The 20,499-nt window shown below is 59.7% G+C and carries 21 protein-coding genes; 6 read left to right on the forward strand and 15 right to left on the reverse strand.

Annotation, left to right across the window (positions count from 1 at the left end):
* Positions 1-3: 3 nt before the first annotated feature.
* From PJL69_RS14685 to PJL69_RS14725, 9 genes are all read right to left on the reverse strand, one after another.
* A complete protein-coding gene (locus tag PJL69_RS14685; protein ID WP_271310324.1) occupies positions 4-1,500 on the reverse strand; it encodes a TRAP transporter large permease in 1,497 nt (498 codons plus the stop codon).
* Positions 1,500-2,087, reverse strand: a complete 588-nt coding sequence (locus PJL69_RS14690; protein WP_271310325.1) for a TRAP transporter small permease — start codon at positions 2,085-2,087, stop codon at positions 1,500-1,502. The genes PJL69_RS14685 and PJL69_RS14690 overlap by 1 nt, the downstream gene beginning before the upstream one ends.
* 109 nt (positions 2,088-2,196) lie before the next feature.
* Entirely contained in the window at positions 2,197-2,973 is a 777-nt protein-coding gene (locus PJL69_RS14695; protein WP_271310326.1) for a DeoR/GlpR family DNA-binding transcription regulator, read from the reverse strand.
* Positions 2,974-3,130: 157 nt separating this feature from the next.
* Positions 3,131-3,781, reverse strand: coding sequence for an ABC transporter ATP-binding protein (locus PJL69_RS14700; RefSeq protein WP_209099897.1), 651 nt, complete (start codon positions 3,779-3,781; stop codon positions 3,131-3,133).
* Between the two features lie 3 nt (positions 3,782-3,784).
* Positions 3,785-4,552 carry an ABC transporter permease gene (locus PJL69_RS14705; RefSeq protein ID WP_271310327.1) on the reverse strand — a complete coding sequence of 256 codons (768 nt, stop codon included), beginning with the start codon at positions 4,550-4,552 and terminating at the stop codon, positions 3,785-3,787.
* A gap of 9 nt (positions 4,553-4,561) precedes the next feature.
* Entirely contained in the window at positions 4,562-5,752 is a 1,191-nt protein-coding gene (locus PJL69_RS14710; RefSeq protein WP_271310328.1) for a hypothetical protein, read from the reverse strand.
* A gap of 128 nt (positions 5,753-5,880) precedes the next feature.
* On the reverse strand, positions 5,881-7,155 hold the full coding sequence (locus tag PJL69_RS14715) for a hypothetical protein (RefSeq protein ID WP_271310329.1): 1,275 nt from the start codon (positions 7,153-7,155) through the stop codon (positions 5,881-5,883).
* 10 nt (positions 7,156-7,165) lie between these two features.
* Entirely contained in the window at positions 7,166-7,870 is a 705-nt protein-coding gene (locus PJL69_RS14720) for an SDR family NAD(P)-dependent oxidoreductase (protein ID WP_271310330.1), read from the reverse strand.
* A complete protein-coding gene (locus PJL69_RS14725) occupies positions 7,863-8,606 on the reverse strand; it encodes an IspD/TarI family cytidylyltransferase (RefSeq protein ID WP_271310331.1) in 744 nt (247 codons plus the stop codon). Before PJL69_RS14725 ends, PJL69_RS14720 begins: the two co-directional genes overlap by 8 nt.
* Before the next feature lie 196 nt (positions 8,607-8,802).
* Here PJL69_RS14725 and PJL69_RS14730 point away from each other — a divergent pair, with 196 nt between their 5' ends.
* Positions 8,803-9,204: a hypothetical protein gene (locus PJL69_RS14730; protein ID WP_271310332.1), complete on the forward strand. Its 402-nt coding sequence runs from the start codon at positions 8,803-8,805 to the stop codon at positions 9,202-9,204.
* 172 nt (positions 9,205-9,376) lie between these two features.
* On the opposite strand, the gene uxaC is transcribed toward PJL69_RS14730, so the two are convergent.
* Positions 9,377-10,792 carry a glucuronate isomerase gene (gene uxaC, locus PJL69_RS14735; RefSeq protein ID WP_271310333.1) on the reverse strand — a complete coding sequence of 472 codons (1,416 nt, stop codon included), beginning with the start codon at positions 10,790-10,792 and terminating at the stop codon, positions 9,377-9,379.
* A gap of 397 nt (positions 10,793-11,189) precedes the next feature.
* On the opposite strand from uxaC, the gene PJL69_RS14740 reads away from it, so the two are divergent.
* Both PJL69_RS14740 and PJL69_RS14745 read left to right on the forward strand, forming a co-directional pair.
* Complete coding sequence (locus PJL69_RS14740; protein WP_271310334.1) at positions 11,190-11,630, forward strand: hypothetical protein; 441 nt, start codon at positions 11,190-11,192, stop codon at positions 11,628-11,630.
* Positions 11,631-11,869: 239 nt separating this feature from the next.
* Complete coding sequence (locus tag PJL69_RS14745; protein WP_271310335.1) at positions 11,870-12,241, forward strand: hypothetical protein; 372 nt, start codon at positions 11,870-11,872, stop codon at positions 12,239-12,241.
* 43 nt (positions 12,242-12,284) lie between these two features.
* Here PJL69_RS14745 and PJL69_RS14750 read toward each other — a convergent pair whose 3' ends face one another.
* From PJL69_RS14750 to PJL69_RS14765, 4 genes are all read right to left on the reverse strand, one after another.
* Positions 12,285-13,655 carry a glutamate--cysteine ligase gene (locus PJL69_RS14750; RefSeq protein WP_271310336.1) on the reverse strand — a complete coding sequence of 457 codons (1,371 nt, stop codon included), beginning with the start codon at positions 13,653-13,655 and terminating at the stop codon, positions 12,285-12,287.
* A 63-nt stretch (positions 13,656-13,718) separates the two neighbouring features.
* Positions 13,719-14,228 carry a hypothetical protein gene (locus PJL69_RS14755; protein ID WP_271310337.1) on the reverse strand — a complete coding sequence of 170 codons (510 nt, stop codon included), beginning with the start codon at positions 14,226-14,228 and terminating at the stop codon, positions 13,719-13,721.
* Positions 14,229-14,408: 180 nt separating this feature from the next.
* Positions 14,409-15,257: a GNAT family N-acetyltransferase gene (locus tag PJL69_RS14760; protein WP_271310338.1), complete on the reverse strand. Its 849-nt coding sequence runs from the start codon at positions 15,255-15,257 to the stop codon at positions 14,409-14,411.
* Positions 15,254-16,099, reverse strand: coding sequence for a 16S rRNA (uracil(1498)-N(3))-methyltransferase (locus tag PJL69_RS14765; protein ID WP_271310339.1), 846 nt, complete (start codon positions 16,097-16,099; stop codon positions 15,254-15,256). Before PJL69_RS14765 ends, PJL69_RS14760 begins: the two co-directional genes overlap by 4 nt.
* A gap of 12 nt (positions 16,100-16,111) precedes the next feature.
* On the opposite strand from PJL69_RS14765, the gene ubiA reads away from it, so the two are divergent.
* The 3 genes from ubiA to PJL69_RS14780 are packed head-to-tail and all read left to right on the forward strand — an operon-like array spanning position 16,112 to position 19,626.
* Positions 16,112-17,077 (forward strand): 4-hydroxybenzoate octaprenyltransferase, encoded by a 966-nt coding sequence (gene ubiA, locus PJL69_RS14770; RefSeq protein WP_271310340.1) that lies wholly within the window; start codon positions 16,112-16,114, stop codon positions 17,075-17,077.
* A gap of 60 nt (positions 17,078-17,137) precedes the next feature.
* Positions 17,138-19,315 carry an OmpA family protein gene (locus PJL69_RS14775; RefSeq protein WP_271310341.1) on the forward strand — a complete coding sequence of 726 codons (2,178 nt, stop codon included), beginning with the start codon at positions 17,138-17,140 and terminating at the stop codon, positions 19,313-19,315.
* Positions 19,312-19,626: a hypothetical protein gene (locus PJL69_RS14780; protein ID WP_271310342.1), complete on the forward strand. Its 315-nt coding sequence runs from the start codon at positions 19,312-19,314 to the stop codon at positions 19,624-19,626. The genes PJL69_RS14775 and PJL69_RS14780 overlap by 4 nt, the downstream gene beginning before the upstream one ends.
* 39 nt (positions 19,627-19,665) lie before the next feature.
* Here the strand turns inward: PJL69_RS14780 and PJL69_RS14785 are convergent, their stop codons facing one another.
* Positions 19,666-20,199: an AAA family ATPase gene (locus PJL69_RS14785; protein ID WP_271310343.1), complete on the reverse strand. Its 534-nt coding sequence runs from the start codon at positions 20,197-20,199 to the stop codon at positions 19,666-19,668.
* Positions 20,200-20,499 lie beyond the last annotated feature (300 nt).

The following is a 20,499-nucleotide window of genomic DNA, read 5'->3' on the forward strand; positions in this document are numbered from 1 at the left end:
ATGTCACTGCACAAATCCCGTTAGTCTTGGTATTGTCATGGAAATGGCAGGCACATAGGTGATGAGGAAGATCACAAAGACCTCCACAGCGAGAAACGGCAGGATCGCCTTGGCGATGGTCTCCACCCGTTCCCCGGAAACCGAACTGGCCACAAACAGCACAAGCCCCATCGGCGGCGTCGCCAGACCCACGGTCAGGTTGACGCTCATGATGATGGCGAAATGCACCGGATGCACACCCAGATCGACAAAGATTGGCCCCAGAATTGGCCCCAGAATGATGATCGCCGGCCCCGCATCCAGAAACATGCCCACCGCAAACAGCAACACATTGATCAGGAACAGCAGCACCAGCGGGTTTTCCGACAGGCCAAGAATGAAGCCCGCCATGGTCTCTGGCGCATGGCTCAGTGAGACAACGGTCTTAAAGGCCACCGCCGCCCCCACCAAAAGCAGCACGGTCGCGCTTGCCAGCCCCGCGCGCATCAGAATGCCCGGCAGGTCGCGCACTTTCAGCAGACGCAGAATGAACAGCCCGACAACCAGCGCATAGCCCACGGCGACAGCGGAGGCTTCGGTCGGGGTGAACACACCCACCAGAATGCCGCCCAGAATGATGATCGGCGTCTGCAACGGCACCACCGCCTTTTTGCAGATGATGCGGAAATCCGGGCTCACCGTTCTGCGAATGCGCAGCAGGATCACATGGGCAATCGGCAGAAAGACGAGGAACACCAACCAGCCGTTTACCGCGATCACCGTGCCGGAAGCCGACAGAATGGCGCTGATCGCCGCATAGATCCCAAAGAGCACACCGGCAAAATTAATCCGCAGCAGCACAAAGCTGAATGCCGCTTCGGTCTTGCTGATGCTCTGACCGGCGGTCACGATCCGCTCTGCTTTGGGCAGGTCGTATTTGTCCGCCATCAGGCGCACCATCACCATCAGCCCCACGCCCACCAGCACACCCGGCACAATCCCCGCAAGGAACAGCGCGGCCACACTCTCGCCCATGACATAGGCGTAGATGATCATGATGCCCGAGGGCGGAATGATCGGCCCGATCACCGAGCTTGCCGCCGTGATCGCCGCCGCAAATTTGCGCGAATAGCCGTTCTTTTCCATCGCTGGAATGAGCGTGGACCCCAGCGCCGACGTGTCCGCCACAGCCGATCCCGACAGCCCAGCAAAGAGGATCGAGGACAGGATGTTCACATGCGCCAAACCGCCGCGCAGATGCCCCATCAAAGCTTGGGAAAACTCCACGAGGCGCGTGGTGATCCCGCCCCGGTTCATCAACTCACCTGCGAGCACGAAAAACGGCAACGCCATCAACGGAAAGCTGTCCATCCCATTGTAAACATTGCGATAGAGCAGCGCGATGTCACGCTCCTGCCCATTGAGCCAGAGCAGCAGACCCGGCGACAGCAGCAGCGCAAAAAACACCGGCAGGCCGATCATCAGAAAGATCAGAAAAAGCGGTAGAAAAAACGCCAGCATCAGTCCGCCGCCCCCATGGCCATAGCAAATTCATCGGTGTCAGGAAGCTCGGTATCCGGGCTGATCAGCGCCACAATCGTGCGCAGGATCAGCTCCACCGTGATCACGCTCAGCATCACCACACAAAACAGCAGCGAGCCGTACATATAGCGCAGCTTGATCTTGAAACCCTCGCCGCCAACCCACTCCAGCGGCACGCGCAGCGAAGAGCTGTCAAAGTTGCCACCAAACCCGAAGGTGTGCGCCTGCCCGTGCTGCACCGCGATCATCAGCACCGCAAATGAGAAACACAAAAGCACCAGATTGAGTAGCAGTCCCGGCACCCGCGACAGCATATTGGGCAGCGTATCAATCGCCACAAACCCGCCCCAGCGCATCGCCGATGGCGCCATCAGCCCAACCAGCCACAGCATCAGAAACCGCGCGGCCTCATCCGGCCAGGCCAAGGCGTTGTTCAGCACATAGCGACAGAAAACCTGTGTCAGAATCACGATGACCATCAGCGCCAGTGCCAAGGCACCCAACCGCCTGCAAAGGCGCAAAATGTGGGTGTTCACCCAAGCCAAAGGCCGCAAGACCAACATCATTGCGATATATCCTCCCAAAAATATCGCGCCGAAACCACATTTCTATCGAAAGTAATTTCGTTTTTTTCGATTAGGTCACAAAACGAAGCTACACGTCAACCCATTTGACTCACCCCGCCACCACGAAGCCCACATCATGGGCTGTGGCGAGGGCTTCCATCTCCGGGTCAAACTGCGCATCTGTCACCAACGAATTCACATCCGCCAGCGTGCCAAAGGACACTGGCGCAAAGCTTCCAAACTTGGAGCTGTCCAGCGCCAGGATCACGTTGCGCGCACTGGAAATAATCGCCGCGCTGACCGCGCTTTCCTCAAGATCATAATCCACCAAAACGCCATCGCGCCCCATGGCCGCGGCCCCGACGACGGCGATATCGGCGCGAAACTTGCGAATAAAATCAACCGCCGTGGCACCGAGGATGGCCCCGTCCGCCCCCCGCACGACACCAGCCGGAATCATCACCTGAACGCCCGGAAACTCTCTTAAAATATTGGCAATTTGAACGGAATCCACAACCACGCTTAGCCCGACATGATGGCTCAGGTGGCGGGCCACAGCCATGGTGGTGGTGCCCCCGTTGAGGATCACGCTGGCATGGTTTGGGATTTGAGCAGCGATGGCCGCCCCAATCGTTTCCTTTTCATCCCGCATGATTTCCTTGCGCACATCAAAGCCCGCATATTCCGTGCCCGCCGCCAGAGTCGCCCCACCGTGGAAGCGGATGATCTGATTGTCCTCAGCCAGCATGGTCAGGTCTTTTCGGATGGTTTGCGGCGTGGTGTCGAGCCGCTCCGCCAGCTCCTCAACCATGGCGCGCCCGGCCTGTTTGAGCAGCTTCAGGATCTCTTCCTGACGGGCGCGGGTCTTGGCACGTGCCTTCATCATCTCCCCTCCATTTCTTTCGAGTCCTAATTGAAACCGAAAGAAACGCCAAGGAAGTTTCGCCCACAAACACGAAACTGGCGCGTTTTTCGCACCAAAACGAAATCAAAACCGTCCACAACGCACATGTAGCCAGACCAGATCTCGCATTTTCTTTCGTTTAGCAGAAGCGTTTATAGTCCGCGATCAATGTGTTCAGATCATCATAGTGATAAAGCTTGCCGCCATAAGCGAGCACACCCTCATCACAGAACTCGCGGATCGTGCGCTCGGAATGGGAAATCATCACCACCCGCGAGTCTGTGATCCGCGCGCGCAGCGCCTGCTCGCTTTTCTTGCGAAACCTCTGGTCGCCCACGGCGGTGATTTCATCCACCAGATAACAGTCAAAGCGGATCGCCAATGACAGCCCAAAGGCAAGGCGCGCCTTCATCCCACTGGAATAGGTCTCAATCGGCAGATCCAGCGAGGGCCCGAGTTCGGCAAACTCCTGCACCTCCGCCAGCACCTGCTCTGTGTCACAGCCATAGACCCGCGCGACAAATCGCACATTCTCCACGCCGGTCATCAAGCCGTTGAACCCTTTGGAAAACCCCATAGGCCAGCTGACCTTTTCGCTGCAACGCACCGTGCCAGATGTGGGCGGCTCAATCCCGGCAATCATCCGCATCATGGTGGATTTGCCCACGCCGTTGTGCCCCATCAGCGCGATGTTTTTGCCCTCGGCAAACTGATAACTGGCGTCCTCCAGAATGCGTTTGTGCACCCCTTTGACGTGATAGTCCTTGCTCACATGCTCAAAGGCGATCATCGCTCACGCCCTTTGTTTGCGGGTGATCCGCTCTGCAAACAGCGCGAGGATCACCAGACCGGCGGCCAGCGACAGCGGATAGGCGATGTTGAGCACATCACTGCGATAATTGGTGTAAAACCCCTCCCGCGTCCATTCCACAATGTGCAAAAGCGGGTTCCATTTCAGCACCGCCACCGCCTCCGGCGGCAGGGTTGACGGAATGTAGAACACGCCCGACAGAAAGAACAAGGGCCGCGCGATCAGCTTTTCGACGTGCTGCCACGCCTGGGTGCGCTGATACAGCAGCGCATTGATCGCGCCCACGCCAAAACCTAAAAAGCATGTGGTGCCAAAGGCATAGATCAGCCTTTCAGGATGCGCTGGCAGCTCCGCCCAGCCCATCGCCATCAGCCCGCCATAGACCAGCGCATTGATCACCAGAAACGTCAGCGCAATCAGCGTGAGCCGCGCAAACAGCGTGTCCGGCTCTTTGATCATCGGGTAGTTCAACAGCGATTTGTTGGTGGTAAACGCCCGCATCAGCGACACAGAAAGCTTGTTATACAGGTCGAGCGTCAGCACAGCGGTGGCAAAAAACAGCGCCAGCGACGCCCCAAATGGGGCCTGCCGCCCGATCAGGTAAAACAGCCCAACCATAAAACCGACCGAAATCACCGGCTGCGCAATCGCCCACAGATAACCCACGTGCGACGTGCCAAACGTCATGCGCGTTTCCCGCAGCGTCAGCGACGCCACCACCCGCATTTGCAGCCAGATCGCCTGCAGCATTGCCTGCCCTCACCGCATGTGATCGCGCACGGCATAGCCCACGAGGGCGGCAATCGCCCAAAACGCAAAGGCCGCAGCGGCAATCAGCAGAAAGTCCCGCAAGCGCAGCGGATAGGCCGGCTCACTTGGTGCAAAGGGGCGGGTGAACACGCCAAGGTAACGCTGCTGACGATCTGCATCCAAGCGCGCCGCCTCAAGCGATGTCATGGCAGAGGCATAGGTCTGCTCTGCGAATTGCTTTTCAATCTGCAACGCCTCATAGCCCGCCAGCGTCTCAGCGGTTTTGGCATTGGCGGCCTGCCCAGCGGCCCCAATCAGATTGCGCCGCTCGGCAATCTGCTGGCGATAGGCTCTGGCTTGCCGGTTGAGCTGTTTCAGAATGGGCGAATTTTCCCCCACCGATCCGGCCACCTCATCAATTTGAGATTGCACCTTCACCAGTTTGGTTTCCAGGGAAGACAAAAGCTCCGCGTCCAGCTGTGCATTGGCCATCGGGTCAACCGTGCCGCTTTCGGTGCGAAAGGCGACCAGTTGCAGGCTCACCGCGCGCAGCCGCTCCTCGGCACGGGCCACCTCATCGGCGGCAAACTGCACCGAATCCCGGCGCGCGGTCTCCGAAAGCTCATTCACCAGACGATCGGCCGCCGCCAAGGCACTGCGCGCCACGCGCACCGCCGTGCCCGGATCAAAGGCCTGCACCTCAAAGCTCACGATGCCGGTGGTGCTGTCAAAACTCGTGCTGATGCGCCACTGCCAATAGTCCACCATATCCTCAAAACTGCTCTCCACCCCAAGGCGGGCAATCAGGTCAATATGGTCTTGCGAATAGTGCCCGCGCAGGTTCAGCTCTTCGTCGATTTCTCTCAGAAGGTCCGGACTTTCCAGATAGTTGCGCACCACATAGCTGTCAGAATTGTTGGCACCACTCGCCGGAAACCCAGTGACAGACGCCATCAGATCAGGTGTGCCGCCCCCATCAAGGGATCGGATCACAAAGCTCGCACTGGCCGCGTAACGATCTGTCGCAATGAAGCCGAAATAGCTGCCAGCCAGGGCAACAGGCAAAACAAACAGCGCCAGAAAAGACAGCATGAGCCCCCAGCGGCGACGGCCACGCGGCACAGCCTTTGGCCCCGCCTGCACAACGCCCAGCGGGCCATCAGACACCGGCACAGGTTTCAGCACTTTGATCTCAGCCATTCTGTCCCTTTCTGCCCCCTGTGGCAGCGGAGCCCGTATCAAGCCCCCCGTGATCATCCCCCAGTCTACGCCGCAAGGGTTTACGAATTGTCAGCAGCTCCGCAGCGCGCTTGTCACTGGCCATCACGTCAGCCCATCTGTCCGCGCCAGAACGGATCCTGGCGCACATAGTTCACCAGCCAACCACGCGCGGCGGAGGCTGATCCCTCTGCCAATTCTGGCGCGCTCCAGCCAAAAACATGGGCCCTATGGGCGGCATCCACCTCTGCGGCGTCCGCCAGATACCGGGCCAGCACGCGCCCGACATCGCCCCCCGGCAACAGCGCCTTACGCAGATAAAGCCGGGCAATCTCATGCGGCACCGTCTCTTCGCGCGCCATCACCAGATGTCGGATGCGGTGCTTCAGAAAAATCGCTTCCATGCCGGAGACATCACAAATTCCCAGTGCCACCGGCACGGGCACGGGCACGGGCACCGAGCTCTTGCATGCCACAGTCAGCCGCTGCCCACGCTGAAGCGCGCAGGCCAGTCGCAAAGGCGGGCTGGCCTCCTGCAGCATCACCGAAACCTGCAATCCGGCCTGCTTCAGCAGGCGCACCCCCGCCATGAAGCGCCCGATGATCGCGGGGCGCAAAAGCCCCAGATAGGGATGCGGCTTGATCACAACCCGCTCTAGGCGCAGCGCCTGTGCCGCCTGCACCACCGCGTCAAACCCACGTTGCGCTTCAATCGAGCTGTGATTGTCCGCCTGCCCGCCAAACCCTTCCCAGGTGGGCGCATAGAAAATCGCCGGATCCGCATCTTTGGCACGGGCTGCGCGGATCTCTGGCATGGATTGCACAAATGTGTCCCCCATCATCACCAACCGGCCCCTGTCTACATCATCGGCGGTGAAAATCCCCGCCTTCAGATAGCGATCCCGCGCCAGTGGCCCTGCGATGGACACATAGTCATAAATCCGCGCCGCCGGGCGCATGGATGCGCCCTTGTTGCTTTCTCCGTGCAGGGTCAGCACGTGGCGCACATCTCGCTTTGTCACCGTCTGCAGGTTTGAGCGCGCATTGAAGGGGTAAAACACCACGCCATTTGTGGCGACAGGCAGCGCCGCCGCCCGCCCCTTGATCCAGCGAATGTCCAGCTCTCGGGGCAACCGGCCCAATGCACGCTGTACCTGGTTCATCGGCTTCTGGCGCAGCAGCAAAGGCGTCGACGCCGCCCCAAACGCACCGCTTGCAAAAAACGGGCGGATCTGGCTCACCGCAGACAGCACCGGGCTGTCCAGATACACCGCCTGATCTGGCAATAGGCTGGTGTCATCCGAATGGCGCACAGCACGGACAGCCTGCGCAGACGCCGCCACCCCTGCCGAAACGGTTTTCTGTCGCTCTGAGTTACGCGTCACCAGCATCCAACTACAGACGCACCACCAGGTTTTCGCTCATCAGCATCTTGCCAGCAGGCGAAGACATCATCGCAATCACATCTGCCACATGTTCTGGCTGCATGATCGTGCTCGGATCTTCATCCGGCGCCAGCGTCTTGCGCAGATCGGTCGCACACCGCCCCGGCGACAGGCAGACCACATCAATGCCATAAGGCGCCAGCTCTTCGCGCATCACTTCCGACATATTGATCACCGCAGCCTTGGAGGTGGAATAGCTCATCCAGCCAGAGCGCCCGCCAATCCCGGCGGTCGAGGCGATATTGATCACTTTCTCCAGCGGATGGCTGCGCAGCAGCGCCTCCTGCACAAAGCGGAAGGGCGCATACAGATTGATCTGCATCGTGCGTTCAAAATCTGCCATCCGGGTTTCATTGATCGACGCAGGCTTGGTGAAGCCCGCGTTGTTCACAATGGTGGACACAGCGATGTTTTCCGCCTCAAGCCGGTCAAACACCGCAGAGACGGCCTCCGGGTCGGCCAGATCCACCTCAATGGACACCACCTGCCGGTTGCCCGCCAACGCCCGCACTTCGGCCAGGGCACTGTCAAAATACTCTGAGGCGCGCGCCACCATCACGATGCAATCCACATCATCCATGCCACGGGCAAACCGCCGTGCGGTGGCCAGCCCAATGCCTTTGGATGCGCCAGTGATCAAAACGGACTTAGCCATGCGCAAAGGCCTTTCTGTTGCTATGAAAGCCCTTCATCATCTCTTGGGCGATAACAAAGTCCTCCGGTGTGGTGACCTTGCGATTGCGGCTGAAGCCCTCAAGCGACTGCACGGGCTGGCCGGTCATCTCGACCACCATCACCGTGTCTTCGTTGTAGGCAGCCCCCGCCGCACGCGCCGCAGCATGGGCCTTCCGCAGCGTGCTACGGTCAAATTTCTGCGGCAACTGGATGTCAAACACCTTTTCGCGCGACACGCCGCGCTGCACCAGACGCGTTTCGCTGTCGATGCGACACATGGAAAAGGCGATGGCATGGCAATAGCCCGCGTTCTGCGACTCACAGGTGATCAGCTCTTCCAGCATCTCAGGGTTCAGAAACGGGCGCGCCGCCTCATGCAGCACAATCTGTGCGTGGCGCGCCGCCTCAACCAAGGCAGCGCAACTCTCCTGTCGTGTCTGCCCCGCTGGCACCACCTGAAATGGCACACTACCGCAATAGGCCTCCATGATCTGCCGCGTGCGGGCCTCATAACCTGCAGGCGCGTTGATCAGAATCTCTGCCACATAGGGCGACCGCACGGCCGCGATCAGCGAATGTGCCAGCATGGGGTGACCGGCGAGTTTATAAAATTGTTTGGGTTCGTGGTGTTCTGCCCGCGCACCCACACCACCAGACAGCAACAGAAAGGACACCTGGGGCGTGCGTTGAGGGCGTGTGAGCGGATGCAAATTCATGATGGATGGCCATGTGACGTTTGCGTGGCGAATGAGAGCTGCACACGATCCGCATGCGGTCCCATATTGGCTGGACAAACACCTTTCAGAGCGCGACCCGGTGCCTGTACCCGGGTCCGCCTGAAGTCAGCATTCTCAACGTCTGTATCCATTTTGGTCGTCAACTTTCTGTATCGCGCCCAACGGGCGTAACCCAATGGTACAAATGGACTTTTTCCATTGCCGCCGAATGCACTTCTGTGCGGTGGCGATCCCGAAGCCATTTCTTGGCTCCGTAACCCTATTTTTTGCCAAAGTGGTTACCGAACTGATAACGCCAGCGCGCTTTGTGGGGCACGGCACTGCGGCCGCCGCTCTCCTCTGCACACCCCAAACAGAAAGCGCTCAAGGTGACGCAGGCTTCGGTCCAATCACAAACAGCCCTGCGCGCGCGTCTTCCTGGATCGACTTCGGCGCATTCACAGCAATTTTCTTCTTATTTTTATGGGGTTTTGCCAAAAAACCACTCAAGCCCACGCCTCACGCGCACCTCGGTCAAGCGCGGAAATATACCAGCCTGTTTGCCCCGACACCGCGCCAATTTCCTAACCGCCGGTAACTGAAATGCTGTCAATTTGAGGGAAAAACGCGGCGGGGGCGACATGGTTATTGTGCGCCTCACGCCAGCCGCCCCGGAATCGGGGCAAACACGCGGGATGGTGTGCAGAATCACGCCACTCCGCGCGACACACACTGGCAAAAGAAAGCCGCCTCATGGGGCGGCTTTCACATCACACAACTTTGCCAAGCTTGTAGGCTTCAATCGCCAGATCGCGGCACAGCAGCCGGGCAATTTCATCCGCATCACTGCGCCCAAGCACCCCGCGCGAGCGCTGTTGCGACAGATGCAGGCTCACGCCGCGCCGCCACATGTCATGACGCGCCGGGATCGACATCAGCGCACGTGTGTCATCATTGAACCCTGCAAGGTTCCAATATCCGGCGGTTTCCACCACCTGATCCAAATAGCGTGCGATGCCATTGGCGCTGTCGTGGAACCGCCACGGCGCCCCCAGACGCAATGCCGGCCAGTGCCCCACCATGGGCGCCAACTCTCGGGCATAGGTGCTTTCATCCAGAGTGAACAAAAGAATGTTCATGTCGCGCACATTGCCCACACGGTTGAGCAACGCATCCATACCACGCACCCAATCGACCGGCACCGGCATATCCGCGCCCATGTTGGCGCCATAGGTCGCATAAAGCGATTTATTGGTGTTGCGCAAATTGCCCGCGTGAATCTGCATCACCAGGCCGTCCTCCACAGACATCTGCGCCATTTCCGTCAGCATATGCCCGTAAAACACCTGTGTTTCTTTGGGCGTGATGGTGCCCGCAAGCGCCTTGGCAAACAGAGTGGCTGCGCGCTTTTCTGTCAAATGACACGTCATCAGCTCATCCACCACATGGTCCGTTGCGGTCGCGCCATTGGCCATGAAATAGGCACGGCGTTCTCGCAGCGCCTCCAAATAGCCTGTGAAGCCCTGCGTGTCTTCGCCCGTGATGTCACCCAACGCGGCGACATCGGCTGCAAAATCTGGATGTTTGGGATCCAGCACTGAATCTGGTCGGAAGGTCGGTATGATCTTGCCACGCAGCTTCTGGCGCCGCGCCGCCTTGTGATGCGCCAAATCATCCAATGCGCTGTCTGTGGTCGCCAGCACCTCGATATTGAACGTCTGCAAAAGCGACTGCGGATACATCCGTGCGGATTTCAGCTCCGCATCAATCCGGTCATAGACCTGATCGGCTGTTTCCTCATTCAACGGCATCACCACGCCGAAAACATGGGCCAGCGCGCTGGAAATCCACATGTGGCTGGGGGTGCCGCGGAACTTGTGCCAGTGGCTCGCAAAAACCCGAAAAATCGCGCGGGCATCACGCTGCTCTGGCGGCACTCCAATGCCCATATCCTCGGGGGACACCCCATGGCTGTAAAGCATACGCACCACGAAACTATCGGGAATGATCAGCAGCTCCGCCGGGTCCGCAAACGGGCGATTTTCGGAAAACCACTGCGGTTTGCAATGCCCATGCGGAGAGACAATCGGGAGGCTACGCACACCTTCATAGATGTCCAGCGCTGCCTCAGACAGGTTCAGCGTCGGCACATTGTGAATCGGCAATTGGATCACTGGATCATTCATCAAACTTTGTCTCTCTGCTAATCGGCAGGGCATCTGCCGCATCGCCCGGGGCGGCAGATTGCAATTCGCAACCCAATCACGCGTACACAGGCTCCCCCTAAAAGCGCACATATTGATTGATGATCCGCTAATGCGTCCGGTGCGGTTTGCAGGAAATTCGCTTCGAATTTACCGCAATTTCCTAATAATCTGCCGACTGACCCATACCAACCCAGACCTGTGTTTCAACACGCGCGGCTGAGCGTTTCCGCGTTGTTTTCCGACAGTATGAGTTGACGACATCACAAGGGATGTGGCACGCCCGCGGCACCGCACCGAGGGGTGCCGCCAGAAGGTCGCAGAAACTTAACTTATCCCGCCTATTGAACCGCAGGGCCATGCGTTTCGGAACAAGCTTATGCCAACAACTATCAACATTTTCAAAGAGATCTCGGTCGCCCATGTCACGCACTCAGGCGCGCTCACGATGCCAGAGCTGCGCGACGCCTGGAAAACCCTCTACGAAGATCCCGACTTCAAAGTGGGCATGAATGAAATCGCCGATTTCAGCGCCACCACCGCGTTTGACATCGGATTTGATGAAATGTTGGCCTTCGCAAAAGATTCCCAAGCCATTCATGCTGCGCGCCAAACCAAAATCACACTCATCATCATCGCCCCCAGCAACATGTCCAGCAAAGTTGCCGACATGTTTACAGATCTCGCCGCGGCCGTGGATCATGGCAATGATCTGGTGATTGTTCAGGGCTATCCGGAAGCGTTTGCGCTGTTGGATCTGTCCCCGGAAGACATCGCGCTGTTTCCCGCGTCCTGCCACACAGAATCGCACCTGCTTTAGCGCGGCACCAAAGCGGCACTTGCGACGCCATTCGCGACGCACTTTTCAGCCTTAAACCCCAAGAATCGTTAAAAAATAAGCCTGTCTCATTATCGTGAGTTCACACTCTTTACACCGTCGCGTTACACTATTAGCGACAGCACAAACGCTTATTGAAAACGTCTCAGCCCATGCCAATTCAAGACACCTTTTTGCCCGACGCGTCGCTTGTATATCGTCGTTTCTCAGGGCACGTCACAATGGAAGAGCTCGGCCGTTCCACCGCTGAAGTCCACAAGCATCCAGCCTTTGTGCCCGGAACGCACTCTGTGATCGACATGCTGGATCTGGAGAGTTTTGACATCGGTTTTGATCAGATGCAGGCCTTCTCTCGGCTCACCCGCGAACGTCACGGCGCGCGCGGTGCTGCGTTTTGCATGTTCGCGATCTATGACGCTGATCCGGGCCGCTGGCTGTCAGACATGTTCATCGCGCTCGCCGAAATGGATCCCGGCATGGTCACGGTGGAAGTTGTCAGTGGCTTTCACGAACTGCTCGCGATTCTTGATCTGCCCGAAGACATGATCACGCTGTTCCCCAAGGATCGCCAAGACGACGCGCATCTGGGCTAGATCCGCCAAGAAAAAAGGCCCCCAAGGGGACCTCTTTCAATACTCAGTAGCTGTGTGCGGCGTATATCTTGCTCAGATCGCCATCCCATTCACCATGGTACTGCGCCAGCAATTCATCCGCAGGCACCTGACCGCTCTCGACGCTTTCTTTCAGCGCGTTGAGGAAATGGGTCTCATCCGGCACCAGCCCACCAGCCCCGGCCTGACCGCGCGCCTTCAAGCCCGCTTCTGAAATCGCCAGCACTTCGCGCGCCAGCTCATGCATGTTGATCTTGCCAACCTGCGCCTGCAACGCCTGCTCGCTCGCCGCCACACGCAGCGCCTCACGGGTCTCAGCATCCCAGCCTTTTACCAGATCCCAGGCCGCATCCAGCGCGGATTGATCATACATCAGCCCCACCCAGAATGCAGGCAATGCACAGAGACGCCGCCATGGGCCACCATCGGCCCCGCGCATCTCCATGAATTTCTTGATCCGCGCCTCAGGGAAAGCGGTGGTTAGGTGATCCGCCCAGTCGCTCAGCGTGGGGGTCTCACCAGGCAGCGCAGGCAGCTCGCCCTTGAGGAAATCACGGAAGCTCATGCCCAGCGCATTGATGTATTTGCCATCGCGGTAGACAAAATACATCGGCACATCCAGCGAATATTGCACCCAGCGCTCAAAGCCAAAACCCTCTTCAAACACAAAGGGCAACATGCCCGTGCGCGCGTCATCCAGATTGCGCCAGACAAGACCCCGGGTGGATTTCACCCCATTGGGCTTGCCATCCAGAAACGGCGAATTGGCAAAGAGCGCATTGGCCACCGGCTGCAAGGCCAGCGCCACGCGCAGCTTCTGCACCATGTCCGCTTCGCTTGAGAAGTCGAGGTTCACCTGCACCGTGCAAGTGCGATACATCATGACCTTGCCCATGGTGCCCACACGATCCATGTAATCGGTCATCAGCTTGTAACGCCCTTTGGGCATCACAGGCATCTCTTCATGGCTCCAGATCGGGGCAGAGCCCAACCCGATGAAGCCCACACCAATCTTGTCCGCGATGTCTTTCACATCTTTGAGGTGCTGATTCACCTCATCACAGGTCTGGTGAATGTTCTCCAGCGGCGCACCAGACAACTCCAGCTGCCCACCGGGCTCAAGGCTCACATTGGCCCCGTCTTTTTCCAGACCAATCAGCTTGCCGCCCTCTTCCAGAGGGGTCCAGCCATGGCCATCGCGCAGCCCTTCCAGCACTGCCAGAATAGAGCGTTCGCCCTCATATGGCAGGGGTTTCAGGCTGTCTTTGCAATAACCGAATTTTTCATGCTCGGTGCCAATCCGCCAGTCTTCACGCGGCTTACAGCCGGAGCTGAGGTATTCAGCCAACTGGTCATGATGCTCGATCGGGCCGCCGCCGGACTGTGGAATGGACATGGCGTATGCTCTGCTCCTGAGACTGGTTTCAGGCGTCTGTGGTGGGGTTTTTTGCAGGCCGTGTCAATGCAGCCTGCGATCCTCTTTTGCCCAGATCACAACCGGGTGATCAGGCGCGGCCTTCAACTGCGCCAGCATATGTTCGGTCTTGATGCCGTCTAGGCTGGCAAAGGCGTCAAACAGTGCATCGCTCCCCGCGGCGTTCACAGGGATCTGCAATGGCGCCTGCCCCGGCTGAAACAGCGCCCAGACCGGCGGATGGCTGCGCCCATCCAGCACAACACGACTGAGGCTGCGCAGTGCCACGCTCCCCCCATTGAGCGGGCCGAAATAGGCGACCTCGCCCTCATCCACCTGCACTATGCCAGGGCCACCCTGACCGTTGCGAAACCGCGCCCGCTGAATGCCACTGACAATCAGCACCGCACCAACCGCCACCAACAGGATGCCCAGCCATTTCAGCAGGCCAAAGCCGCTGGCCCACCACAGCCCAAGCAGCAAAACCGCTGCCCCCACAAGCGTTTCGCGCCACCGCGCCACCGCTGCCTGCGCTTCTGGTCGAAAGAAACTCATGCGCAGAACCCATCCGTCTTTGTTGCCCGGCCGAAAGGCCGGGCCGCGCCCCGTTGCCCGATAGGGGCTTTTCGAAGAAAAGCTCCCGAAAGGGGGCCTCCCCACGGAAGGGCGCATTCGCTTCGTCCCAGGCTCGGGCGCGGCCCTTTCAACTCTTTGACGTGTGGATGAAATCTCATGTCACACCATCTCCTCTTCATCCGCAAACAGCATCAATGAAAACGTTCCATCCCGCTGAAACCCAATAGCCTCATAGGCCCGCGCCGCCGCCTCATTGGCTGCAAACAAAATGGCAGTCGTCACACCTTCGTCCCGCGCCTCCTGCAAATGCAGCGCCAAGGCGCGACGCGCTAACCCCTGACCGCGCGCCTCAGAAGGCGTGAACACCCCGCCAATCTGCACCGTATCTGGCAAGGTAGCGTTGAACCCGGTCATCGCCACCGGCACGCCGTCCTTGAGCAAAATCCGGTGGCTGTCCCGTTCGATGCATCCGGCAATATCGCGCGCGGCGATCTCTACACATTTGTGTTCTGGTGTGCCCAAAACCTCGCCGTGATAGACGGCTCGCCACGTGATGGCCAAGGCGCGGTGTGTCTCATCAAGCGGCACCAAGGCAAAGCCGTCGCACTCCGGCATCACCATCAGCGCCAAATCGAGCCTGTAGCCCGGTTCTCTTTCATTCAGAGACATCGGGCGCTCGCCCAAACCCGTCGCCGCAAAAAACGCAGCCACCTGATCGCCTTCGCCAAGACAACCGATCAACGCACGGCCTTTGCAAAGTTCTGCTGCCGCCCGCCAATCATCCTCGGTCGCATCGGGCGCTTGCATCAGGATCATCCCGCCATTGGAGAGCGCAAAAAGCCCTTTGCGCCCATCACCCAGCGCCCAAATGCGCATGGCGCGTACCGCTTGGCTGTTCAGCCCATGTTCCACAAGATTGCTCAGAAAAAACATCGAGCTCTGCATGTGCTCCCGCAGGAACGCCTCCACCCATGCGAGATCACTCTGGTCAATCTCCCGCCAGCTCATCCCCAGTCCCCCAGAGCCTGCTGCCAAAGCGTCATCGCCGCCACCGCCGCTGTATCCGCGCGCAAAATCCGGGGCCCAAGGCTCACCACATGGGCAAACGGCAAGGCGCGCAGCTTTGTACGTTCCGCCGCGCTAAACCCGCCTTCCGGCCCGATCAGAATGGCCCAGGGTTTGCCATCTTTGCCCGAAATCGGATCGCTTGCGATCCGATCAGCGCCCGATCCGCCCCCGTCAAACCGGAGGTTTGCCTCCGGCAAATCGGCGGGCGCTTCGCTTCCGCCCTCGGATCGGCCGCTGTTCGTCGTATCGAGCCAAAGGTTCTCTCCCACCTCAGCCTCATCACAAAACATAAGCTGCCGCCCCTCAGGCCAATCCGCCAAGAGCCGATCCAGCTTCGTCAGCTCGGCCACCTCCGGCACATATGTGCCACCACATTGCTCTGCCGCTTCCACCGCATGGGCTTGCAGGCGATCCTGCCGGATGCGTTCGCTGTTGGTGAAATCCGTGTTCACCGGCACAATCCGCGCTGCCCCCATCTCGGCGGCTTTCTCCACGATGAAATCCGTGCGCGCCTTTTTGATCGGAGCAAAGCACAACCACAAATCGGGGGGCATTTGCAAAGGCTTGGTCTGCGCCTCACACACCAGCTCCCCATTGCGCTTGTTGGCCACGGTCACAACACAGCGCCACTCGCCATCCCGCCCGTTAAACAGCAGCACCGGATCATCCACCGCCATCCGCATCACCCCAAAAAGATAATGCGCCTGCTCTTTGGACAGAGGAATGGTTTGCCCTTCCCCCAGCCCCTGCTCTACATACAATCTGACTTTTGCCTGTTTCATAGGAACCTACATATGGCCGACACGCCCGCGAAGGAAGAACCAAAAGGTCAGGTTGCTGATGCCGTGCGTGGCAACTGGGTCGACAGCCTTGCGCCTGCGTGGACCCGCCCCTACCTGCGCCTGTCGCGCGCTGACCGCCCGATTGGCACATGGCTCTTGCTGCTGCCCTGCTGGATGTCGCTGCTGCTTGCGATGCTCTGGGATGGGCAGGCCTCCTGGCACGATCTCTGGATCGCGCTAGGCTGCGCGCTTGGCGCGTTTCTCATGCGCGGCGCGGGCTGCACATGGAATGACATCACGGATCGCGAGTTTGACGCTCAAGTGGCACGCACCCGTTCCCGCCCGATCCCCTCTGGTCAGGTCAGCGCCAAACAGGCCGCCGTCTGGATGGTGGCACAGGCGGTGATTGCCGCACTGATCCTCTTCAGTTTCAATGTGAATGCCATCCTTCTGGGCATCGCCTCTCTGATCCCCGTGGCCATCTATCCCTTTGCCAAACGCTTCACATGGTGGCCACAGGTGTTTCTGGGCCTCGCCTTCAACTGGGGTGCTTTGCTGGCCTGGACCGCCCACACCGGCACGCTCAATGCGCCCGCGGTGGTGCTCTATCTGGCGGGCATCGCCTGGACGCTGTTTTATGACACCATCTATGCCCACCAAGACACCGAGGATGACGCCCTCATCGGCATCAAATCCACCGCGCGTCTTTTTGGCGAAAACAGCCCGCAGTGGTTGCAAGGCTTCCTGATCGCCACGGTGGCCCTGATGGGGCTTGCAACGCTCATGACCGCCCTGCCGCTCTCTCCCGCTGCACTGGTGGTGGCGCTGATGGGGCCTGTCGCCATGGGCTGGCATATGCAGTGGCAGCTGCGGATGCTGCAAACCGATGATGCCGAACGCCTCGTCATGCTGTTTCGCTCCAACCGCGACGCAGGGCTCCTCCCTCTGCTGTTTTTCGCCACCGCCTTTTTCCTGTGATTGCAAGCGCGCGCGCCGCGTCGTATCACCTTGCCAACCTCTGGCCAACGGCACACTTGAATGCGACTATCTTCCCTACTGATCCTCTTTGTCACCTTTGCCACTGCGGCCCTGCTCAGCCTCGTTGCCGCCAGCCTGTCTGCCGACCTGATTGAGGAAACCTCCAGCACCGCCGTGGAGCGAGAGCTCACCAGCAGCAATATGGACTGGGCCGAGGTCCATGCAGAAGGTCTGCAGATCTTCCTCGCCGGGGTCGCCCCAACCGAGGCAGACCGGTTCCGCGCCGTGTCCGCTGCCAGCCGCATTGTTGATGCCTCCCGCGTGATCGACAACATGCAGGTGCCCGCCACCGCCGCCATCGCGCCACCGCGTTTCTCGGTGGAAATCCTGCGCAATGACGCGGGCATCTCTCTTATCGGCTTGATTCCCAAAAGCGCAGACCGCGCCGCCATCATCCGCGACCTGAAAGACGCCTCCGGCGCGCAGGACGTCGCCGATTTTCTGGAGACCGCCGACTACACCGCGCCCACCGGCTGGCGCCCAGCTGTGCGCTATGCGCTTGGCGCGCTCGAAGAGCTGCCCCGCGCCAAAATCTCGGTTCAGGCCGGGCGCGTTGACGTCACCGCCATGGCAGACAGCGCCGAAGCCCGCACCGCGCTGGAAACCGATCTGATGCGCCGCGCGCCCAAAACGGTCGAGGTCAACCTCGCCATTTCAGCCCCGCGCCCGGTGATCACACCATTCACCCTGCGATTTGTTCTGACCAAAGAAAGCGCCCGCTTTGATGCCTGCTCTGCCGATACAGAGGCCGCACGCAGCCGCATTCTCAGCGCCGCACGCGACGCAGGCCTCACCGGCACCGCAGACTGTGTGATTGGCCTCGGCGTGCCCTCCACCCGCTGGGCGGATGCGGTGGTCGCCTCCATCAAGGGCCTGTCTGAACTTGGCGGCGGTACGCTGACCATCTCGGATGCCGATGTCACCCTCACGGCGCAACAGGGCACGGAGCAGGGCCTGTTTGATAAGGTCGCCGCCGAAACCGAAGCCGCCCTGCCCGACGCCTTCGCCCTGCTCGCAATCCTGCCACCTGCGCCAGAAACCGATGATGACAGCGCATTCGCACAGGACTTCACCGCGACACTCAGCCCAGAGGGCCTGTTGCAACTGCGTGGCCGCCTGCCAAATGAGATCGCACGCGACACCACAGACAGCTACGCCCGCGCCCGCTTCAGCAGCGACACGGTCTACATGGCCACCCGCCTTGATGACACGCTGCCCCCCTCCTGGCCCTTCCGCGTCATGGCCGGGCTTGATGCGCTCTCACTGCTGAACAATGGCGTGCTGCAAGTCACCCCTGACGCCGTGTCCATTTCCGGCAACACCGGCAGCACCGAAGCCAACGCCCGCATTGCGCAGCTTCTCGCGGACAAACTCAGCCAGACGGATCACTTCGCCATCAATGTGACCTATGTCGAGGCGCTTGATCCTCTCGCAGGCATTCCCACCGCCGAGGAATGCATGGCCAACATTCAGGCGCTGCAGGATAGCGCCAAGATTGCCTTTGAACCCGGCAAAGCCACGCTGGATGAAAGCGCTGGCCCCATCATCGCGCAACTCGCCGAACAACTCGAAGCCTGCCCTGACCTGCGCATCGAAATTCAGGGCCACACCGACAGTCAGGGCCGCGAAGCCATGAACGAAGCGCTCAGCCAGACCCGGGCGCAGGCCGTGCTGACCGCATTGCAGGACCGTCGCGTGCTGACCTCCGGCTTCACCGCTGTCGGATATGGCGAAAGCCAGCCGATTGCCGACAACGGCACCGAGGCTGGCCGCGAGGCCAACCGCCGCATCGAATTTGTCCGCATCCTGCCAGAGGGCACAGAAGCGCCAGATACAGAGGCGAGCGACGCGGAAACGGAAGCCCAAGCAAGCACCGAAACCGAGGCAGGCGTCGAAGCCGCTGAACAAGCCACCGACGGCACGGAAGCGCAAACAACAGACGCCCCCACCTCCTCGGATACGCCCTCTGAAGAAGAGGCCGCACCGGCAAACGCAGACACAGCAGACACACCGGCAGACACCGATAGCGCGGACACAGGCTCTGAAACACTTTCAGACACCGCGCTGGAAGCGACCACCGAACAAACCGAAGCAGAGGGCCAGCCAGAGGCAGCAGCAGAGGCCCCATCCACCGAAAACGCCGCAGAGAACGACGGCGAGGAGACAGAAGAGCAATGACCCGTATTGAGTTCATCCTGACCACAGCCGTGATCCTGTTTGTGGCCTTCTGTATGGGCTGGTTTGCCAATTGGCTGGTCCACCGCTTTACCCGTGTGGCCCAATCCGATGTGGACCAACTGGAGCGCATGAGCCAGGAGCTGCATGAGGCCGAAGAGACCCGCGATCAGGCGATCACCTACCTGCAACAGCGCGAGGCAGAGCTGACCAATCAGCTCACCCAGACCGAAGCCGAACTCTCCGCCGCCATGGACGGCCTGCGCGACGCCCGACAGGAAGCCGAAGAGCTGCGGTCACAATTGGGGCGGTAATCCCCCCGCCAGAAACGGGTTTGGTGGAGGGCACGCAACTTATAGGCCGCATTCCCGCAGAATGATTTCGGCCCGCTCCTCAACCGTCACCTTGGGCAGCACATAGCGTTGATAGCCAAGGTCATCTAACGATTGCTCTATGCGCTGGTATTCTTGAACCGCTGCATCAAAACTGTGTTGGCGTTCGGCGTCATTGACAAACAGCGCAGGCCACGGCGGCAGAACGAAGACACGTCTCGCATACGGCATCGTTGCGCCAAATGTGTCGCGCACCTTGGCCCCGCCACAATATTCTAGGGCCACAGCTGCGTCGATCAACCCACGATCAAAAAAGACCGCCCCCTCGCGGTGCCGCGCCGCCTCAAGATCAGCCCTCGCCACCTCCACCGCGCGCCGGGCAAAGGCGCCCATATCGACCCATGGCAACGCGGTGCCACCAAAAGCTATTTCTTCCGAAATGATCCGGCGACCCGGCTCTGGCACCGTTGCAACCCCCTGCGCAGCCAGAGTGTTCAACAGTGTCGATTTGCCACCACCGGAACATCCCGTAAGCAAGATAAATCTCTCTGTCACATCACGCGCCTTTCCGGCCTTCTCAATGTTGCATGCTGCATATCACCCAGTGCATGAGTTCTCGCGCGCCTCACGTCCCTTCTGCAGGTAGCCTTCACATCGTTTTTGGCTTCAAGCAGTGGCACCGGCAAATACGTGACCGTGGCACACGATTGTGTTGCATCACGCCCCGTTGCGCCGCACGGCGGCTTCACACATCCACGTATGATCGCCACCCGATTTTCCACTGCCGCAATACCGTTGGGATACCGACGCAATACCGACGTGCGGTTTTGGCGCATTTCTTTGGTTAACGCTCCG

It is taken from the genome of Shimia sp. MMG029, assembly GCF_027947445.1.
In the GTDB taxonomy this organism is placed as follows: Bacteria; Pseudomonadota; Alphaproteobacteria; order Rhodobacterales; family Rhodobacteraceae; genus Shimia.

Coding starts and splice junctions, on each gene's coding strand:
- PJL69_RS14730 (WP_271310332.1), top strand. CDS start 8,803: ATGGTACAAATGGACTTTTTCCATTGCCGCCGAATGCACTTCTGTGCG.
- PJL69_RS14690 (WP_271310325.1), bottom strand. CDS start 2,087: ATGATGTTGGTCTTGCGGCCTTTGGCTTGGGTGAACACCCACATTTTG.
- PJL69_RS14710 (WP_271310328.1), bottom strand. CDS start 5,752: ATGGCTGAGATCAAAGTGCTGAAACCTGTGCCGGTGTCTGATGGCCCG.
- ubiA (WP_271310340.1), top strand. CDS start 16,112: ATGGCCGACACGCCCGCGAAGGAAGAACCAAAAGGTCAGGTTGCTGAT.
- PJL69_RS14700 (WP_209099897.1), bottom strand. CDS start 3,781: ATGATCGCCTTTGAGCATGTGAGCAAGGACTATCACGTCAAAGGGGTG.
- PJL69_RS14760 (WP_271310338.1), bottom strand. CDS start 15,257: ATGAGCTGGCGGGAGATTGACCAGAGTGATCTCGCATGGGTGGAGGCG.
- PJL69_RS14755 (WP_271310337.1), bottom strand. CDS start 14,228: ATGAGTTTCTTTCGACCAGAAGCGCAGGCAGCGGTGGCGCGGTGGCGC.
- PJL69_RS14685 (WP_271310324.1), bottom strand. CDS start 1,500: ATGCTGGCGTTTTTTCTACCGCTTTTTCTGATCTTTCTGATGATCGGC.
- PJL69_RS14740 (WP_271310334.1), top strand. CDS start 11,190: ATGCCAACAACTATCAACATTTTCAAAGAGATCTCGGTCGCCCATGTC.
- uxaC (WP_271310333.1), bottom strand. CDS start 10,792: ATGAATGATCCAGTGATCCAATTGCCGATTCACAATGTGCCGACGCTG.
- PJL69_RS14775 (WP_271310341.1), top strand. CDS start 17,138: ATGCGACTATCTTCCCTACTGATCCTCTTTGTCACCTTTGCCACTGCG.
- PJL69_RS14745 (WP_271310335.1), top strand. CDS start 11,870: ATGGAAGAGCTCGGCCGTTCCACCGCTGAAGTCCACAAGCATCCAGCC.
- PJL69_RS14780 (WP_271310342.1), top strand. CDS start 19,312: ATGACCCGTATTGAGTTCATCCTGACCACAGCCGTGATCCTGTTTGTG.
- PJL69_RS14695 (WP_271310326.1), bottom strand. CDS start 2,973: ATGATGAAGGCACGTGCCAAGACCCGCGCCCGTCAGGAAGAGATCCTG.
- PJL69_RS14720 (WP_271310330.1), bottom strand. CDS start 7,870: ATGGCTAAGTCCGTTTTGATCACTGGCGCATCCAAAGGCATTGGGCTG.
- PJL69_RS14750 (WP_271310336.1), bottom strand. CDS start 13,655: ATGTCCATTCCACAGTCCGGCGGCGGCCCGATCGAGCATCATGACCAG.
- PJL69_RS14705 (WP_271310327.1), bottom strand. CDS start 4,552: ATGCTGCAGGCGATCTGGCTGCAAATGCGGGTGGTGGCGTCGCTGACG.
- PJL69_RS14725 (WP_271310331.1), bottom strand. CDS start 8,606: ATGAATTTGCATCCGCTCACACGCCCTCAACGCACGCCCCAGGTGTCC.
- PJL69_RS14765 (WP_271310339.1), bottom strand. CDS start 16,099: ATGAAACAGGCAAAAGTCAGATTGTATGTAGAGCAGGGGCTGGGGGAA.